The organism is Mesorhizobium sp. WSM4823 (assembly GCF_055811195.1).
The window spans coordinates 842,120-858,352 of record NZ_JBVVQL010000001.1 but is presented as its reverse complement, the minus strand read 5'-3'; the positions used below and the strand labels follow the sequence as shown (position 1 = coordinate 858,352).

The 16,233-nt window shown below is 61.2% G+C and carries 10 protein-coding genes, 1 tRNA gene and 1 pseudogene; 7 read left to right on the top strand and 5 right to left on the bottom strand.

Annotation, left to right across the window (positions count from 1 at the left end; translation table 11 throughout):
* Nucleotides 1-164: 164 nt before the first annotated feature.
* From AC0L26_RS04130 to AC0L26_RS04120, 3 genes are all read left to right on the top strand, one after another.
* A complete protein-coding gene (locus AC0L26_RS04130) occupies nt 165-521 on the top strand; it encodes a hypothetical protein (RefSeq protein WP_473631370.1) in 357 nt (118 codons plus the stop codon).
* 123 nt (nt 522-644) lie between these two features.
* Complete coding sequence (locus AC0L26_RS04125) at nt 645-1,034, top strand: DUF427 domain-containing protein (protein WP_473631369.1); 390 nt, start codon at nt 645-647, stop codon at nt 1,032-1,034.
* Between the two features lie 874 nt (nt 1,035-1,908).
* Nucleotides 1,909-3,654: a calcium-binding protein gene (locus AC0L26_RS04120; RefSeq protein WP_473631368.1), complete on the top strand. Its 1,746-nt coding sequence runs from the start codon at nt 1,909-1,911 to the stop codon at nt 3,652-3,654.
* Between the two features lie 244 nt (nt 3,655-3,898).
* Here AC0L26_RS04120 and ppdK read toward each other — a convergent pair whose 3' ends face one another.
* Nucleotides 3,899-6,586, bottom strand: a complete 2,688-nt coding sequence (ppdK, locus tag AC0L26_RS04115; RefSeq protein WP_473631367.1) for a pyruvate, phosphate dikinase — start codon at nt 6,584-6,586, stop codon at nt 3,899-3,901.
* Between the two features lie 208 nt (nt 6,587-6,794).
* Here ppdK and AC0L26_RS04110 point away from each other — a divergent pair, with 208 nt between their 5' ends.
* The 3 genes from AC0L26_RS04110 to AC0L26_RS04100 all read left to right on the top strand — a co-directional run bounded on the left by AC0L26_RS04110 (nt 6,795) and on the right by AC0L26_RS04100 (nt 8,373).
* Nucleotides 6,795-7,139: a VOC family protein gene (locus AC0L26_RS04110; RefSeq protein ID WP_473631366.1), complete on the top strand. Its 345-nt coding sequence runs from the start codon at nt 6,795-6,797 to the stop codon at nt 7,137-7,139.
* Nucleotides 7,140-7,281: 142 nt separating this feature from the next.
* Nucleotides 7,282-7,356 (top strand) — tRNA-Gln (locus AC0L26_RS04105).
* Nucleotides 7,357-7,422: 66 nt separating this feature from the next.
* Nucleotides 7,423-8,373 carry a phytanoyl-CoA dioxygenase family protein gene (locus tag AC0L26_RS04100; RefSeq protein ID WP_473631365.1) on the top strand — a complete coding sequence of 317 codons (951 nt, stop codon included), beginning with the start codon at nt 7,423-7,425 and terminating at the stop codon, nt 8,371-8,373.
* A gap of 86 nt (nt 8,374-8,459) precedes the next feature.
* Here AC0L26_RS04100 and AC0L26_RS04095 read toward each other — a convergent pair whose 3' ends face one another.
* Nucleotides 8,460-8,966, bottom strand: a complete 507-nt coding sequence (locus tag AC0L26_RS04095; protein ID WP_473631364.1) for a substrate binding domain-containing protein — start codon at nt 8,964-8,966, stop codon at nt 8,460-8,462.
* 53 nt (nt 8,967-9,019) lie between these two features.
* On the opposite strand from AC0L26_RS04095, the pseudogene AC0L26_RS04090 reads away from it, so the two are divergent.
* Nucleotides 9,020-10,290 (top strand): annotated as a pseudogene (locus tag AC0L26_RS04090) (ABC transporter substrate-binding protein).
* 426 nt (nt 10,291-10,716) lie between these two features.
* Here AC0L26_RS04090 and AC0L26_RS04085 read toward each other — a convergent pair.
* The 3 genes from AC0L26_RS04085 to AC0L26_RS04075 form a co-directional block, all read right to left on the bottom strand.
* Complete coding sequence (locus tag AC0L26_RS04085; protein ID WP_473631363.1) at nt 10,717-11,703, bottom strand: NAD-dependent epimerase/dehydratase family protein; 987 nt, start codon at nt 11,701-11,703, stop codon at nt 10,717-10,719.
* Nucleotides 11,704-11,871: 168 nt separating this feature from the next.
* Nucleotides 11,872-15,330: a chromosome segregation protein SMC gene (gene smc / locus AC0L26_RS04080; RefSeq protein ID WP_473631362.1), complete on the bottom strand. Its 3,459-nt coding sequence runs from the start codon at nt 15,328-15,330 to the stop codon at nt 11,872-11,874.
* A gap of 117 nt (nt 15,331-15,447) precedes the next feature.
* Nucleotides 15,448-16,185, bottom strand: coding sequence for a DsbA family protein (locus AC0L26_RS04075; protein ID WP_473631361.1), 738 nt, complete (start codon nt 16,183-16,185; stop codon nt 15,448-15,450).
* Nucleotides 16,186-16,233: the final 48 nt, after the last annotated feature.

Below are 16,233 nucleotides of genomic sequence, written 5' to 3'. Positions count from 1 at the left end.
GTTTTTGGTCCATTGTGGGACGAACCAACGGATTGTCCAGCCATGACCGGGCCGAAGTGGTGCATTGACCGAAAAGACAGGGAAAACCGCCACAATCCGGCCATCGTCGGCGTTAACGTTGATTAATGGGCAAGGGGTGCGATTGGCGAATGAAAGAGGTTCGCATGGACGCGCAGCTCGACGACAAGACTCTTGAAAATGCGCTCGCCCAAAGCCTGGCCGATTTGGTGCCGGACACTAAGACGGTTTCCGAAGACGAATTCGTTGAAGTTGTCGGCGGCGCCCTTGAGGCGGTCGGCGGTACGCTGCTGTTCAAGATGTGCGTTCAGAACGAAGGCGAAGCTCAACACGTTGCCGCGGCATGCGTCGGCGATGGCGGCAATCGTCAGTTCTTGCTTCTTACCTTGCCGACCGTCGGCGGTGCGCTCAAGGTCGAAGCCACGTCGAGAAGCAGCAATCCAGTCGCCGGTATTGCCGCCGCCTATGCGGGGCTGATGGACGCGTTTCAGACTGCGGCCTGACCACTCACGGCTAGGGATTCGACGGTGGTCATGGCAGGGCCTGAGCGGGTGCCCTGCATTCGAGCGGCCTTGCGCAATGCGCGCTCCCGACACACCTTTAGGGTCGATGCAAGGAGAACAGCCATGGACCAGATCGCCAACCCGTCACCCGGCTTTCAACGTAACCCGGATAAAGTGATTACTGTCGAGCCCTATGTCGGAACTGTGACCGTACGCGCCGGCGACGCGGTCATTGCTTCATCGACGAAGGCCAAGGTGTTGAGCGAACCGCCCTATCCTTCAGTCCTCTACATCCCGTTCGAAGACATCGATTTCGACCAGCTTCGCAAGACGGAACTGTCGACCCATTGCCCTTACAAGGGCGATGCGAACTATTGGAGTGTGCTGCCTGCGGCAGAAGCAGGCAAGGACGCGATGTGGGCGTATGAGCAGCCTTTCGATGAGATGCCCGAAATCCGCAATCATGGAGCGTTCTATCCCAACAAGGTGACGATCGAGGCCGAGCCAGCCTGAGCAGGGACGACCTGAGGCCTGTCTTGTCGATCAGTCGGCGGCGCCGCTGAATCGCGCAGAGCGACCCCGGACGACATCTAAAGCGGTCAGGCAGGGCCGGTTCGACTTCATTGGCAAGATGGGCGACCCGGTCGCCTGGCAACTGGCCGAAGTTGCCGGGCGCAGCAACACGGCAAAGGCAAAAGTACTTGCCCCGGCTATAATCGGCTAAGGATCCGGATCGCGCCGTCAGACTGCTTGGCGCGGCGCCGGCCGCGAAGCCGCCGACGGCGCCGCTAGGCGCCGGGACGAATTTCGATCTGCTGAGGCTTGGCGCATTGATCGGCGTCGGCGAGGACGAGATCCACGCCTTTCTCGATGTCGAGATCAGCGGGTATGGCTTCGACGCCCATGGCCGGCCGATCATCAGAATCCGAAGAGGCGTACTCGCGGCGCGTCTACGCCCAATAGTGGCTACGGGTTGTGAGCGAGCACTTATCCACTGTCTATCCACAACAAACTTTGGTTCGACAGTAGGGAGCATAGACTAGACCAGAACTTAGCTTAACGTCGACCATATTTACATTCTGTGAAATACATGTTTTGTATATAATGCATATTTTTAGACACGGCGAAGCCCATCATAGGGAATTTAAAAATTCCAGATCGGAAATCTAAGTATTTTACGATAGTAAACTAGGAATTTTGTCCGCGTTTATCCATTTTTTGCTTAAAGAACAGTGCGAATTACAAGTAATAATTTATTTCTTATTAGACGCTCTATCAGCGATCAAAATTTCTATCAAGGGGTGCGGGTATGTGATTTGGAGCTAATATACCTGTCGGGTAGGCAGGGCACCGCGGGGCGCTAAGAAAATAAGAAAAAGGAATATAAATGGCTACTCTGCACTACACATCGGGTGGGTCCGCTGCGGAAATCGCAACCGCCGGATTCAACCTGGCTGACGTTCAATACGCCAGCCAGCTCGACGAATTGCCGGAGGGCACAAAGGCCCTGGTCTACCTTGGCGAGGTCGACGGGGTGACTTCATCCTTCATCGATAAGGTCACGCCCTTCCTTGGCAATCCGAAGGTGTTTGGGTTCTACCTTGCTGACGAGCCGGATCCCACCGGCAGATGGGGCACCTACGCGACCGCTGAAGACCTGAAGGCGGAATCCGACTGGATCCACGACAATTTTCCAGGCGCCAAGACCTTCATCACCATGATGAACATGGGATCTCCCGACAATCCGGACTTCTCCAATACCTATAATCCAGCCAACACCGGTATCGATTATTTCGGATTGGACCCCTATCCGGTGCGCACGGGAACGGACACGGTCGACTATGACATGATCGACAGAGCCGTGGCTGCCGCGGTCGAATCGGGCATCCCGACCAGCAGCATCATTCCGGTCTATCAGGCCTTTGGCGGCGGCAATTGGGAGACTTCCGACGGCGGAAGACATGTCATGCCCTCCGCCGAACAGCTGGAAACCATGATCGATCACTGGGGCGAGCTGGTTCCGTCACCCGCCTTCGACTATACCTACAAGTGGGGAACGCAGAACGGCGACACCGCGCTTGAAAGCTCCTCGGAACTGCAAGCCGTCTTCCGCGAGCACAACACCAGCACCGCTGAGGCCACCCCTCCTCCGACCACCTCGCCTTCGACCACCCCTCCTCCGACCACCTCGCCTTCGACCACCCCACCTCCGACCACGCCGCCCCCAGCCGGGGATCTTCTCTATGGCACCAGCGGAGCCGATGTACTTAAGGCAGCCGGTGCCCAGACAATGACCGGCCATGGCGGCGACGACGATTACTATGTCGACAATGCCGGCGACAAGATGGTCGAGTCCTCTGGCCAAGGTCAAGACAGGGTATGGACCTCCGTGAGCTACGCGCTCTCGGCCGGCTCGTCGATTGAAGTTCTTGGCACCACGAACGACGACGGCACCGCGGCAATCAAGCTGACCGGCAACGCGTTGGCCCAAACCATCCACGGCAATGACGGCGCCAACGTCATCAAGGGCGGTGGTGGTGCCGATGAGTTGAGGGGCTTTGGCGGCGATGACGACTACTACGTCGACAACGCCGGCGACAAGGTGTTCGAGTCCTCTGGCCAAGGTCAAGACAGGATATGGAGCTCCGTGAGCTATGCGCTCTCGGCCGGCTCGTCGATTGAAGTCCTTGGCACCACGAACGACGACGGCACAACGGCAATCAACCTGACTGGCAACGCGTTGGCCCAAACCATCCACGGCAATGCCGGCGCCAACGTCATCAAGGGCGGCGGTGGTGCCGATGAGTTGCGGGGCTTTGGCGGCAACGATGCCTTCGTTTTCAATACTGCTCTTGGAGCCGGCAATATCGACAAGGTCCTTGACTTCAACAGGCTCCAGGACAAGATCCACCTCGACGATGCCGTTTTTGCCGGGCTTAAATTGGGAGGCCTTTCATCCGACGCTTTCTTTGCCGGTAAGGCCGCGCATGATAATTCCGACCATATCATCTACAACAGCTCGACCGGAGCGCTCTCTTTCGACAGCGACGGTATCGGCGACGCGGCTCAAACACAGTTCGCCACTCTCTCTCCAGGTCTGTCGCTTACGGCAGGTGCATTCTTTGTGACCTGAAGGCGCTAGCGGAAACGAGATCGCGCCAGGGCAGCGGTCGCCAACGGAGACAGGTGGATAATGAAGCCTGTCTCTACTGGCGAGCGTGGATGCTCTGGCGCGAACCGCTGCGGCATCTGTGGGTGCCGAGAAATGCGCTTCGAAAGCCCTGCCCAAAGTGCGCGTCAGCAAATATCGGAATCGGCTTGCGCTTCGATTCGATTCGATTCTGGGGGGCATGCGCAAAGATTAAAGTGCTGCGCTCCTAAACGACGCGCGGCGTTGCAATCTTTGCAACCTGCACCGCTGCCTGGGCGGCTGCCAGCCTCGCGATCGGCACGCGGTAGGGCGAGCACGACACATAGTCGAGGCCGACCTTCTCGCAGAAATGGATCGACGCCGGATCGCCGCCATGTTCGCCGCAAATACCGAGCTTGATCTCCGGCCGCGTCGCCCTGCCCTTTTCCGCCGCCATCCGCACCAGTTCGCCGACACCCTCGATATCGAGCGACACGAACGGGTCCTGCTCGATGATGCCTTTCTGACGATAGGTCTCCAAGAACGAGGCCGCATCGTCGCGTGAGATGCCGAAGGTGGTCTGGGTCAGATCGTTGGTGCCGAAAGAGAAGAACTCGGCCGCCTCAGCGATGACATGAGCGCGGATCGCGGCGCGCGGCAGTTCGATCATCGTGCCGGTAAGATAGGTGATCTTGACGCCCGTCTCCTCCATCACGCTCCTGGCGACGTCGTCGATGCGCGCCTTGACGTAGTCGAGTTCCTTGACCAGACCGACCAGCGGCACCATGATTTCAGGAACCACCAGCGCGCCGGCCTTCCTGCCGGCTTCGACCGCCGCCTCGAAAATAGCGCGCGCCTGCATCTCGGCGATTTCGGGATAGGAAACCGCAAGCCTGCAGCCGCGGTGGCCGAGCATCGGGTTGAACTCGTGCAGCGCCTCGGTGCGCTGCCTGAGCTTGTCGGGCGACACGTTCATAGCGGCGGCGACTTCGGCCACCTCTTCCTCGGTCTTGGGCAGGAATTCGTGCAGCGGCGGATCGAGCAAACGGATCGTCACCGGCAGGCCAGCCATGATCTCGAACAGTTCGAGGAAATCCGAGCGCTGCATGGGCAAGAGTTTTGCGAGCGCCGTTCGCCTGCCCTTTTCCGTGTCGGCCAGGATCATCTCGCGCATGGCGACGATACGGTCGCCGTCGAAGAACATGTGCTCGGTGCGGCAAAGCCCGATGCCTTCGGCGCCGAAGGAACGCGCCATGCGCGCGTCGAGCGGCGTTTCGGCGTTGGTGCGCACCTTCATGCGGCGCACGGAATCGGCCCATTCCATGATGGCGGCGAAATCACCCGAGAGCTCCGGCTGCAGCATCGGCACGGCGCCTTTCAGCACCTGGCCGTTGCCGCCGTCGATGGTGATGATGTCACCCTTGCGGAATGTCGACCCCATCGCAATCAGCGTGCCGGCCCTGTAGTCGACGCGCAGCGAGCCCGCGCCCGATACACAAGGCTTGCCCATGCCGCGGGCCACCACCGCAGCGTGGCTGGTCATACCGCCACGCGTCGTCAGGATGCCTTCGGCGGCATGCATGCCGTGAATGTCTTCGGGACTGGTCTCGATGCGCACGAGGATCGCCTTGCGGCCTTGCGTCTTGAGCTCCTCGGCGTCGTTGGAGGAAAAGACGATCTCGCCGGTGGCAGCCCCCGGAGAGGCCGGCAGGCCGACGCCGATGACGTCGCGCGCGGCCTTCGGATCGATGGTCGGATGCAGCAACTGGTCGAGCGAGGCCGGATCGATGCGGGCGACCGCTTCCTCCTTCGAAATGAGCTTGTCCTTTGCCATCTCGACGGCGATCCTGAGCGCGGCCTTGGCGGTACGCTTACCGGACCTCGTCTGCAGCATCCACAATTTGCCGCGCTCGATGGTGAATTCGAGATCCTGCATATCGCGGTAGTGCTTTTCCAGACGGTCTGAAATGGTGACGAAAGACTGGAAGGCTTCCGGCATCAGCTTCTGCAGCGACGGCTTGTCGGAGCCCGCTGCAATGCGCGCCGCCTCGGTGATGTTTTGGGGCGTGCGGATGCCGGCGACGACATCCTCACCCTGCGCATTCACCAGGAACTCGCCGTAGAGCATCTTTTCCCCGGTCGACGGATTGCGGGTGAAGGCAACGCCGGTGGCCGAAGTCTCGCCCATATTGCCAAAGACCATGGCCTGGACGTTGACCGCCGTGCCCCAGCTTTCGGGAATGTCATGCAGGCGCCGGTAGGTGATGGCGCGGTTGTTCATCCAGCTTGAAAATACTGCGCCGATCGCCCCCCATAGCTGCTCATGCGGGTCCTGCGGAAACGGCTTGCCCAGTTCTTCCTCGACCTTGGCCTTGTAGAGGGCGATTACGCCCTGCCATTCGATGGCGGACAGTTCGGTGTCGAGTTCATGGCCGAGCCCGCCTTTCTGGTCTTCGAGGATCTCCTCGAAGACCTCATGGTCGAGGCCCATGACGACATCGGAATACATTTGGATGAAACGGCGGTAGCTGTCATAGGCAAAGCGCGCATCGCCTGAATCGGCGGCCAGCGCCTCGACCGTCTCGTCGTTGAGGCCGAGATTGAGCACAGTGTCCATCATGCCGGGCATTGAAGCGCGAGCACCGGAACGCACGGACACCAAAAGCAGTTTCGAGGGATCGCCGAAACGGCGCTCGGTCAGCCGGCCGATATGATCGAGGGCGACCGCGACATCCGCCTCCAGCGAGGCGGGGTAGGTATGGCCGTTGGCGTAATAGGCGTTGCAGACCTCCGTGGTGATAGTGAAGCCCGGCGGCACCGGCAGGCCCAGGCTGCACATTTCGGCCAGATTGGCACCCTTGCCGCCCAGAAGGTTCCTGTCGCCGGCACGGCCTTCCGCAGCGCCGTCGCCAAAGGTGTAGACCCATTTGGTCATGCTTGCTCTCCGGTTGCAGGAGATTGAAAAGATTGGCGAAGCCGAAGTTTCGCCGTGTCCCAACCGAGCGATATGATGCTGCAGTGCGAAAGGCAAGGCGTCGGCAAAGCCAGCCGGCTTCTACAATCGATTAAGGGAAAGCGGCGCCGAAAAGACTTGCAATTGGGTCGCTTTTGTAATAGAACAAACAGAGAACAAAGGCAGGACCATGAGATTGACCGGAAAACTTGATTATGTGGAAATGGCGGCGACCGGTGGAACGCTGGACAGCGTGAAGGCTTTCTACAGCGCCGCCTTTTCCTGGTCGTTCACCGATTACGGGCCGACCTACTCGGCCTTTTCGGAAGGTCTTGACGGCGGCTTCCAGGCGGATGCCGGCGAAGCAACCGCCAAGCCGCTTCCCGTGCTCTATTCCGAGGATGTGGAAGAAACCCTGGTCGCCGTCGAAACTGCCGGCGGCACGGTCGTCAAGCCGATCTTTTCGTTCCCTGGTGGCAGGCGATTCCATTTCGTCGACCCGGCCGGCAATGAGATGGCGGTTTGGGGCGAATAGACGCCATCGCCCAACAGCAAGGGATGATATGCGAACGCCTATCTGCGGGAACCGGTGGATCAGTTCCGCGCATTGGCTATCTCGGCATTGAGCTTTCCGCCGGCTCGTCCTATAAGGCCGCGCGCAGCGGGCATGTTCCTGTTGGGGCGTAGCCAAGTGGTAAGGCATCGGTTTTTGGTACCGACAATCCCAGGTTCGAATCCTGGCGCCCCAGCCATCACATGTCGGGTCCATTCTGGGCCAGCCATGTCTCCCGGCATTTTTCCGATATTCGGGAAAGTCGATGCCGGAATCCGCAGCTTATCGCCTGGAATCCTTCCGCTACGATCAAATCCGATCAACAGCCAAGGGTGCCATAAAGATGCTGACGGATGCACAAGCCCGCGAAGCAGTGGAGCAGTATCGCGAAGAAGGCTATGCGGTCGTTCGACAATTCGTCGACGGCGACGAAATGATCCGGCTGAAAAAGGAAACCGACGCCGTCTCCGCGGAAGGCCTGAAGCATCACGCCACTTTCCGGCATGGAAATCTCAGTTTCCAAATCCTGCCTGAATCGGATTTTGGCCAGCGTTACGTGCTGCAGGCCTACTGGTTTTCATGGATCAACAGCTATTTTGAAAAATTTCGACGCAATCCAGACTATCTGAAGCTGCTGGAGGGCCTGATCGGCCGCGATATCCGGCAGATCGCACAACAGCTGCACTGGAAGCCGCCCGGCGCCAACGTCACTGGCTATCGCTTTCATCAAGACCTGCGTTTCCGCAACCAGAGCGCGTTCGACAATGTCGCCGATGCCACTGTGACAACGGGCCTCGCGGTCGATCGGGCGACGCTCGACAATGGCTGCCTTCAGGTCGTGCCGGGTAGCCACAAACTGGGCTATCTCGGACTGTCGGACGAGGGGACGGGTGAACTGATGAAGGGCCTGACGGCTGAGGAAGAACTGCGCAAGGTAGGCATCGATCCAGCAACCATCGTTCCGCTTGTGCTGGAGCCAGGCGACCTCGCGATGTGGGGGCTGCTGACCGTGCACGGCTCGTCACCCAACAAGTCGCAGCACGATCGAGCATTTGCGCTGTCCAGCTATGTTCGCGCCGACTCGACACAGCGCGGCGAATGGGCGTTCAGGGATGGCATTTCCGTGCCGCTCGGCGAAACGCCGACGCTTTGCAAATACGAAAAGCTCTTCGAGGAACCGGGACCGATGTACGACACTACCACCTGGTGGAAATGACGCTGCTGCGTCACGCGAAAAAAGCAGATGGGATCCGGCTTTCGCGCTGGGTCCCCGTTTGCGTTGGCAATTGCGGCGCCGGCGTCCTACGCGGTGAAGTCGGCCGACAATTCGCGGATCAGGAAATCCACGAAGGTGCGAACCTTGGCGGCGATGTAGGTGCGGTGCTGGTAGAGAGCATAGATCGGACTGGAGCCCGGACGAAACTCATCGAGTTGTACCTCCAGCCGGCCGTCCCTGATCGCAGGGTCAACCAGAAGGCTCGGCAGGTTTCCGACGCCGAAGCCGGCGATCGTCATCTGGTAGGCAGCCTCCACGCTGTTGGTCGAGATGCGTCCGCCGACGGCCGCATCGAATGCGCCCTCCGGACCGACGAATGGCCATGTGCCGAGACGCTTGGCGAAATTGCTCAGCACACACGAATGGCTTGCCAGCTCGCCTGGATGTGTCGGCCGGCCATGGTTATCCCGGTAGTCTGGTGTGGCACAGACGTAGTTGCGCACTTCGCCAAGCCGCCGCGCAATCAGAGCAGAGTCCGCCTGTCCGCCAAAGCGTATGGCGACATCATATCCCTCCTCTACAATGCCGACCACATAGCGCGCAGTGAGGTCGAATTCGATTGTAGTGAGGGGACGCGAGCGAATACGTGCTCAAGGTGCGGCCTGATGTAAAATGGTCGAACGGCGACGATTTCACAGCCGAGGACGTGGCCTTCAATATTTCGCGCTGGTGCGAGAAGGACGCCATCGGCAATTCGATGGCTGGCCGCATGACCGCGCTGATCGATCCCGAGACGAAGGTGGCACGTGCGGGCGCCGTCGAAATCCGCGATGACCATACCGTGGTCTTGAAACTGTCCCGGCCGGACATCACGATCATCCCGGCGATGACCGACTATCCGGCTCTGATCGTTCACCGCGCGTTCGACCCCGGCAAGGCCGCCCTCTCGGCCAACCCCGTCTGCACCGGTCCATTCGAACTCAAGAAGCTCGATGTCAGCGTTGCCGCCTCCGTTCGCAGGCGGCCTGAAGGCGCGTGGTGGGGCGGCGAGGTCTTCCTCGATGGCATCGACTGGATCGACTACGGCACCGATTCGGCTTCCACCATCTCCGCTTTCGAGTCCGGCGAAATCGATCTGAACGGCCAGACGCAGTCCTATGATGTCAGCATACTTGACGGGTTCGGCCTGAAGAAATCCGAGATCGTCACGGCAGCAACACTGGTCACGCGCTGCAACGTCAATGCCAAGCCCATGACGACAAGCGTGTGCGCAATGCCATCCAACTCGCGGTCGACAACGAAGCGGTGTTGCAGCTGGGCGTGAACGGCATGGGCATGGTGGCGCAGAACGACCATGTCGGGCCGATGCACCCGGAACATGCCGACGTGCCGCCGATCAAGCATGACCCCGCCGGAGCCAAGGCACTGCTCAAGGAGGCCGGCCAGATCGACTTCGAGTTCGATCTGATCTCGGTCGAAGCCGATTATCGCAAGGAGAGCTCCGACGTCGTTGCCCAGCAAATGCGAAATGCCGGCTTCAAAGTTAAACGCACCGTCATTCCTGAATCGGCGTTCTGGAACGACTGGACGAAATATCCGTTCGCGACGACCAACTGGAACGCCCGTCCGCTGGGCATCCAGACCTATGCAATTGCCTACCAGAGCGGCGCCGCCTGGAATGAGACCGGCTTCGCCGATCCCGACTTCGATGCCAAGGTCCAGAAGGCCAATGCCATCGCCGACGCAGACCAGCGTCGTGCCCTGATGAAGGAATTGCAGATGATCCTGCAGGACTCGGGCATTATCATCCAACCCTACTGGCGAAAACTGTTCTGCCACATGAAACCCCACGTAATGGGCTATCAGATGCATCAAGCCTACGAGCAGGATTTCACTCGGGCCTGGCTTGCTGCCTGATTGAAGAAGGTAGCCGCGAACCAGGGCGGCGCGCTTCGGTGCGCCGCCCTTTCTTGTATCCGATCACAGCGCCGGTTGCCCTGAAAACAGTAACCCGGTGAGGTCGCTCGGACATTGAGGCGTCCGCAACGGGCATAGCGAACATATGCGACCGCACCGCCCTCGCAGGGACGGGTCCAAATCGGCCTCGCGCTGCGGACCGGCGAAAGCGCCGAGCATAGGCTTGGAAGTCATAGGCTCTGCATTCGTCATCGGTAAGCTCCAGGTTCAAGACTGGAGCTTACTTTTGCCCGAACGGAGTGAAACCTGTTTTGAAAAAGGCAACGACTTTCCCGAAAACCGGGAAAATTTAGATGCCGCGAACTAAGAGGAACGCCGTTAAGTCAGGGCCCTCGAATCCCACAAGCAGCGGTACTCAGGCCGCAATCATCTTGTCGTTGCTTCCGCAGCCCATTCCGACCGGTACCAGTCGACAAATTTCTTCAGCCCATCTTCGATCGAGACGCTCGGCTTGAAGCCGAAATCGCGCTCCAGCGCCGTCATGTCGGCATAGGTCCGCTCGACGTCGCTGCTCTGCATCGGCTCGCTTTGGCGGATCGCCTTTACACCGAGCAGTTTTTCCAGAGTGTCGATGAAATCGCCGAGCCGCACCGGCCGGTTGTTGCCGACATTATAAACCCTGCTGGGCGGAACCTCGTCCATGGGCGCCTTGTCGAGCACCGCAACAACCGCCCTCACAACATCATCTACATACGTGAAATCCCGCCACATCTCGCCATTGTTGAACACCCGGATCGGCTTGCCCTCGAGCATCGCTTTGGTGAATATCCAATAGGCCATGTCGGGCCGGCCCCAAGGACCGTAGACGGTGAAAAATCGCAAGCCCGTCTGTGGAACGCCAAACAGATGGGCATAGGTGTGGCTCATCAACTCATCAGTTTTCTTGGTAGCAGCGTAAAGCGAGACGGGTCTGTCGACCTGATCGGTCTCGCTGAACGGAACCTTGCGGTTGCCGCCATAGACCGAGCTTGACGAAGCATAGACCAAATGCTCGAATCCAGGCTGTGCTCGACAGAATTCGAGGACTTCGAGGTGGCCCACGACATTGGAACGGACATAGACCCTCGGATTGTCGAGTGAATGACGCACGCCCGCCTGCGCGGCGAGGTGGACAATCCTTACTATCCCTTGCCCACCCAAAGCGCCGGCAAGAGCGCCCTGTTCGGCAATGTCGATCTGGCGAAATGAAAAATCCTTGTGAGGCTGCAGGCGGGCGAGACGCCCCTTTTTAAGCGCAAGGTCGTAGTAGTCGTTCATGTTATCGACACCGACGACTGCTTCCCCCCTGTTCAAGAGGTGGTGGCAAACATGGCTGCCGATGAATCCCGCGGCACCGGTGACAAGTATAGGCAACAGGATTCTCCACGCGCATGCAGACACACGATCGCGAAATCGAGGTCGATTTCGGAAAGGATCATGCACAACATCGAAATACTACATCCGAATGAAGGGAGCCGATCCTATCGGTGCTATAGCCGAAAGTCGCGATAGGCGCTACCGACAAGCGTTGCCTTCGACGCGTCAGCTCGCCTCGCGCAGGGCCTCGGCAGCCTGCAAGTCGACCGAGACGAGCTGGCTCACGCCCTGCTCGGCCATGGTCACCCCGAACAGCCGGTTCATGCGGGCCATGGTGATCGGGTTGTGCGTGATGATGACGAAGCGCGTCTCGGTGGTAGCCGCCATTTCATCCATCAGATTACAGAAACGCTCGACATTGTGATCATCGAGCGGCGCGTCGACCTCGTCGAGCACGCAGATCGGCGCGGGATTGGTCAGGAACACGGCGAAGATCAGCGACATCGCCGTCAAGGCCTGCTCGCCGCCGGAAAGCAGCGTCATGGTCTGCGGCTTCTTGCCGGGCGGGCGCGCAAGGATTTCGAGGCCGGCCTCGAGCGGATCGTCGGACTCGATCAGTTGCAGTTCCGCCGTGCCGCCACCGAACAGATGCGAAAACAACCGCTGGAAATGGCCATTGACCACCTCGAAGGCAGCCAGCAGCCGTTCGCGGCCTTCGCGGTTCAGACTCTGGATCGCCTGCCGCAGCTTGCGGATGGCCTCGATGATGTCGTCGCGTTCGGAAACGATGGTCTCCAGCCGATCGGACAGTTCCTTCTGTTCTTCCTCGGCGCGCAGATTGACGGCGCCCAGCCTTTCGCGCTCGATCTTCAGCCGGTCGAGCTGACGCTCGATCTCGGCCATTTCCGGCATCGGGCTGTCTGCCTCCAGGCCGGTGTGGCGAATGACTAGATGCGGCGGCGTGTTCAGCGTCTCCTGGATGCGCGCCTCGACTTCCAGCCGCCGCTCGTCGGCAGCGGTCAGCCGCTCTTCGGCACGGACGCGTGTTTCGCGCGCTTCGGCCAGCGACTGGATCGCAGCGGTCGCGGCCTTGTCCAGCTCGGACTGCCGGTTCTCCGCTTCCTGCAGGCGGTCGCCCGCCGCCTGCCGCAGGCTTTCGGCCTCGGCAAGCTGCGACAGCAGAGCGCGCCGTTTGGCGTCGATCTCGTCGGGCGCATCAGCCAGTCTCTCGCGCTCGGCCTCGGCCTCGGCCTTGCGTTCGCCGAGTGCGGCGATCTGCGTCGAGGCGTTTTCGGCGCGCGCTACCCAGCTGCGGCGTTCCGCGCCGATGGCATCGAGGCGGCGCATTCGCGCTTCGGCTTCCCGCCTCAAGCCTTCATGGACGGCGCGTGCATCGGCAAGGGTGGCGCGGTCGCGAGCGACGTTGGCGGCCGACTGTTCGAGCTGCAACTGCAGATCACCAAGATCGGGAGCGCTTTGCAGCAGCATCTCCGCCTCGACGAAAGCCGCCGCCGTCTCTTCATGGCTGTCGACGATACGCGCACGCGCCTCGTCAAGTGCTGCGCGTCGGCTCGACAGCTCGCCGCCGGCCTTCTCGGCCTCGGCCAGCGCATTGCGGGCAGCGTCCAGTCCATGCTGGGCGTCGCGCCCTGCTTGACGGGCGTCGCGCTCGGCTTCGGTGGCCTTGGCAAGCGCCTGCTCGGCATGGGCAAGAGCCTCTTCTGCCTGACGCAGGATACGGGTCGCATGGACCGCCTCGGCGTCGAGCTCGGCCAGCCGGTTTTTCTGCGCCAGCCGCTGTGCGGCCGCGGTCGGCGCGTCGGCGCTGGCGGTGAACCCGTCCCAACGCCAGAGCGCCCCTTCGCGGCTGACCAGCCGCTGCCCGGGAGCAAGCAGCGCCTGCAGCCGCTTTCCGTCGCCGGCCTCGACGATGCCGATCTGCGCCAATCGGCGGGCCAGTTGCGCCGGCGCGCGCACTACACTGGCAAGGCTCTTGATGCTTTCGGGCAGAGCGGCGTCGCCGGGCTTAACCTCGCTCTGGCCCCAATGCACCGGCGCGCTGCGGTCGAGAGGCACGTCGAGATCCTCGCCAAGCGCCGCTCCCAGCGCCGTCTCGTAGCCGCGTTCGACGCTGATCTGCTCAAGGACGGAGGGGAAGAGGTCGCCGCTAGCGGCATTCAGGATCTTGGCCAGCGTGCGGGCCTCGGTTTCGATCCGCGCCAGCTCGGCCTTTGCATCCTGAACCGGCGGGCGGGCGGCGCTTTCCGCGGCGCGCGCCTCGGCGACAGCCTGTTCGGTGGCAATCGCGGCGGCTTCGGCCTCATCGAGCAGCCCCACGGCCTGCTCGACCAGAAGCCGCTTTTCGCCGGGATCGGGGAGGCCGGCTACCTTGGAGGCGATGTCGGACAATTCCCGGTCGACGTCGGCGAGCTGGCGGGCGAAACGGTCGCGGCGCTCAGCAGTGTCGCGCAGCGTTCGTTCGATCTGGTTGCGGGAGGCGGCGGCGTCGGCCCGTTCGGCGGTCAATGCGGCGAGCTTGGCCTCACTTGCGGCAAGCGTCGACGCCACCTGTTCGAATGCAGCGCGGGTGCTGGCCTCGCGCTCACCGGCACCGGCGTTTTCGGTATTGAGGGCGGCTTCTTCGGTGGCGAGGCGCTCGAGGATATCCGCATTGTCGCGGACCATCCGCTCCTCGCGGTCGATGTCGCCGTCGAGCTGCTGGAGCCGGCGGTCGAGTTCCACTTGGCGGGCGCGGATGCGGCCCGCTTCCTCCTCGATCTGCGTCTTGGCGATCGACAAGCGCTGGAAGGCGGCAGCAGCGGCAGCTTCCGCGTCGCGCAGATCGGGCAGCCGATGGGCGCCGATCCCTTGCTCCCTGGCGGCAGCCATCTGGGCGGCAGCGCGGTCACCAACCAGTCCCGTGGCAATTGCCAGCGCCGAGCGCGCCTCGGCTTCCTGGGTCTTGGCCAGTGTCCAGCGCAAATGCAGCAGCGTCGCTTCGGCCTTGCGGATATCAGCGGACAGGTTCTTGAACCGCGACGCCTGGCGTGCCTGGCGCTTCAGGCTTTCGATCTGGCTTTCCAGTTCGCCGACGACGTCGTCCAGCCGTTCCAGATTCTGCTCGGCCGCCTTGAGGCGCAGTTCGGCTTCATGGCGGCGCGTATGCAGGCCGGAAATGCCGGCCGCTTCTTCGAGAAGCGCGCGACGCGCCTGCGGCTTGGCCTGGATCAGCTCGCCGATGCGACCCTGCCCGACCATCGAGGGCGAGCGCGCTCCGGTCGACTGGTCAGCGAAAAGCAGCTGCACGTCCTTGGCGCGGGCTTCCTTGCCGTTGATGCGGTAGAGCGAGCCCGCTTCGCGCTCGATGCGGCGCGAAACCTGCAACTCGTCCGCGTCGTTGAAGGCCGACGGCGCAGTGCGGTCGCTGTTGTCGAGGAAAAGCGTGACTTCGGCGGTGTTACGGGCCGGACGCGTTCCCGAACCGGAAAAGATGACGTCATCCATGCCGGACGCACGCATGTTCTTGTACGAGCTTTCGCCCATCACCCAGCGCAAAGCCTCGACAAGGTTCGACTTGCCGCAGCCGTTCGGTCCGACGATGCCGGTCAGGCCGCGTTCGATGACGAACTCACCGGGTTCGACGAAAGACTTGAAACCGAGCAGGCGAAGGCGCGAGAACTTCATTCGCGCCGCCCCATAGCCAAATCCCGCAAAAATGTTCCGCGGTCATGCGAAGAGAATCCGCGGCACAGCAAAAAGTCGCGCACGCCGAAGCGCAGCCGCTTCGGCGCTGCCGAAACGTCAGAGCAGAGGGTCGATGATGGCCGATATTTCCTCAATCGACAGCGCCCCCTTGTAGGTCTTCCCGTTGATAAAGAAGGTCGGCGTCGAGTCGACCTTGAATTCATCGGCGCCGCGCTTCTGGACCGACCTCACATCGTCCAGAAGTTTCTGGTCCGTCAAGCAGGCCTCGAAGGACTCCTGTGTAAAACCGGCCATCTTGGAGATTTGCAGCAGAGCGTCCTTGGTATTGGCAACGCCTGCCCAGTTCGCCTGCTGCCTGAACAGAACGTCCACCATCGGGAAATAATTGTCCTTGGAGCAGCGCGCCAGCATGAAGCCGGCTTCGGCGCTGGGGTCGAACGGAAATTCGCGCAGGATAAGGCGGGCCTTGCCGGTGTCGATATACTTCGTCTTCAGCTCCGGGAGCGTGGTTTCGTGGAAATGCGCGCAGTGCGGGCAGGTCATCGAGGCATATTCGACGATGGTGACCTTGGCGTCGTCCTTGCCCAGTTGCTCGTCGGGTAATGCGCCGGGCTTCAGCAGGGCCGCCATGTCCACCGTGCCCTGGGCCTCGGGCGCCTTGACCGCGGCCGGCTTCGCCGGATCGGCCGGCTTCATCGCGTCGGCAGGAGCCGCAGGCGTCGCATCCTGCGCCACGGCTTTCTCGCCCGAATCGCTGCAAGCGGCGAGCAGAGCCACCGCCGGAATGGCGGCCAGCGATGACAGTAGGTTTCTGCGGGACAAAGGACGGGGCATACGAATCACCTGACAATGGTTGGATTTTGCAATGCAAAGGCTAGAAAA

Bases quoted from the DNA above. Each gene is read 5' to 3' on its own strand.
- AC0L26_RS04125 (WP_473631369.1), top strand. From the start codon at position 645: ATGGACCAGATCGCCAACCCGTCACCCGGCTTTCAACGTAACCCGGAT.
- AC0L26_RS04130 (WP_473631370.1), top strand. From the start codon at position 165: ATGGACGCGCAGCTCGACGACAAGACTCTTGAAAATGCGCTCGCCCAA.
- AC0L26_RS04100 (WP_473631365.1), top strand. From the start codon at position 7,423: ATGCCGGAATCCGCAGCTTATCGCCTGGAATCCTTCCGCTACGATCAA.
- AC0L26_RS04110 (WP_473631366.1), top strand. From the start codon at position 6,795: ATGAGATTGACCGGAAAACTTGATTATGTGGAAATGGCGGCGACCGGT.
- AC0L26_RS04120 (WP_473631368.1), top strand. From the start codon at position 1,909: ATGGCTACTCTGCACTACACATCGGGTGGGTCCGCTGCGGAAATCGCA.
- AC0L26_RS04075 (WP_473631361.1), bottom strand. From the start codon at position 16,185: ATGCCCCGTCCTTTGTCCCGCAGAAACCTACTGTCATCGCTGGCCGCC.
- ppdK (WP_473631367.1), bottom strand. From the start codon at position 6,586: ATGACCAAATGGGTCTACACCTTTGGCGACGGCGCTGCGGAAGGCCGT.
- smc (WP_473631362.1), bottom strand. From the start codon at position 15,330: ATGAAGTTCTCGCGCCTTCGCCTGCTCGGTTTCAAGTCTTTCGTCGAA.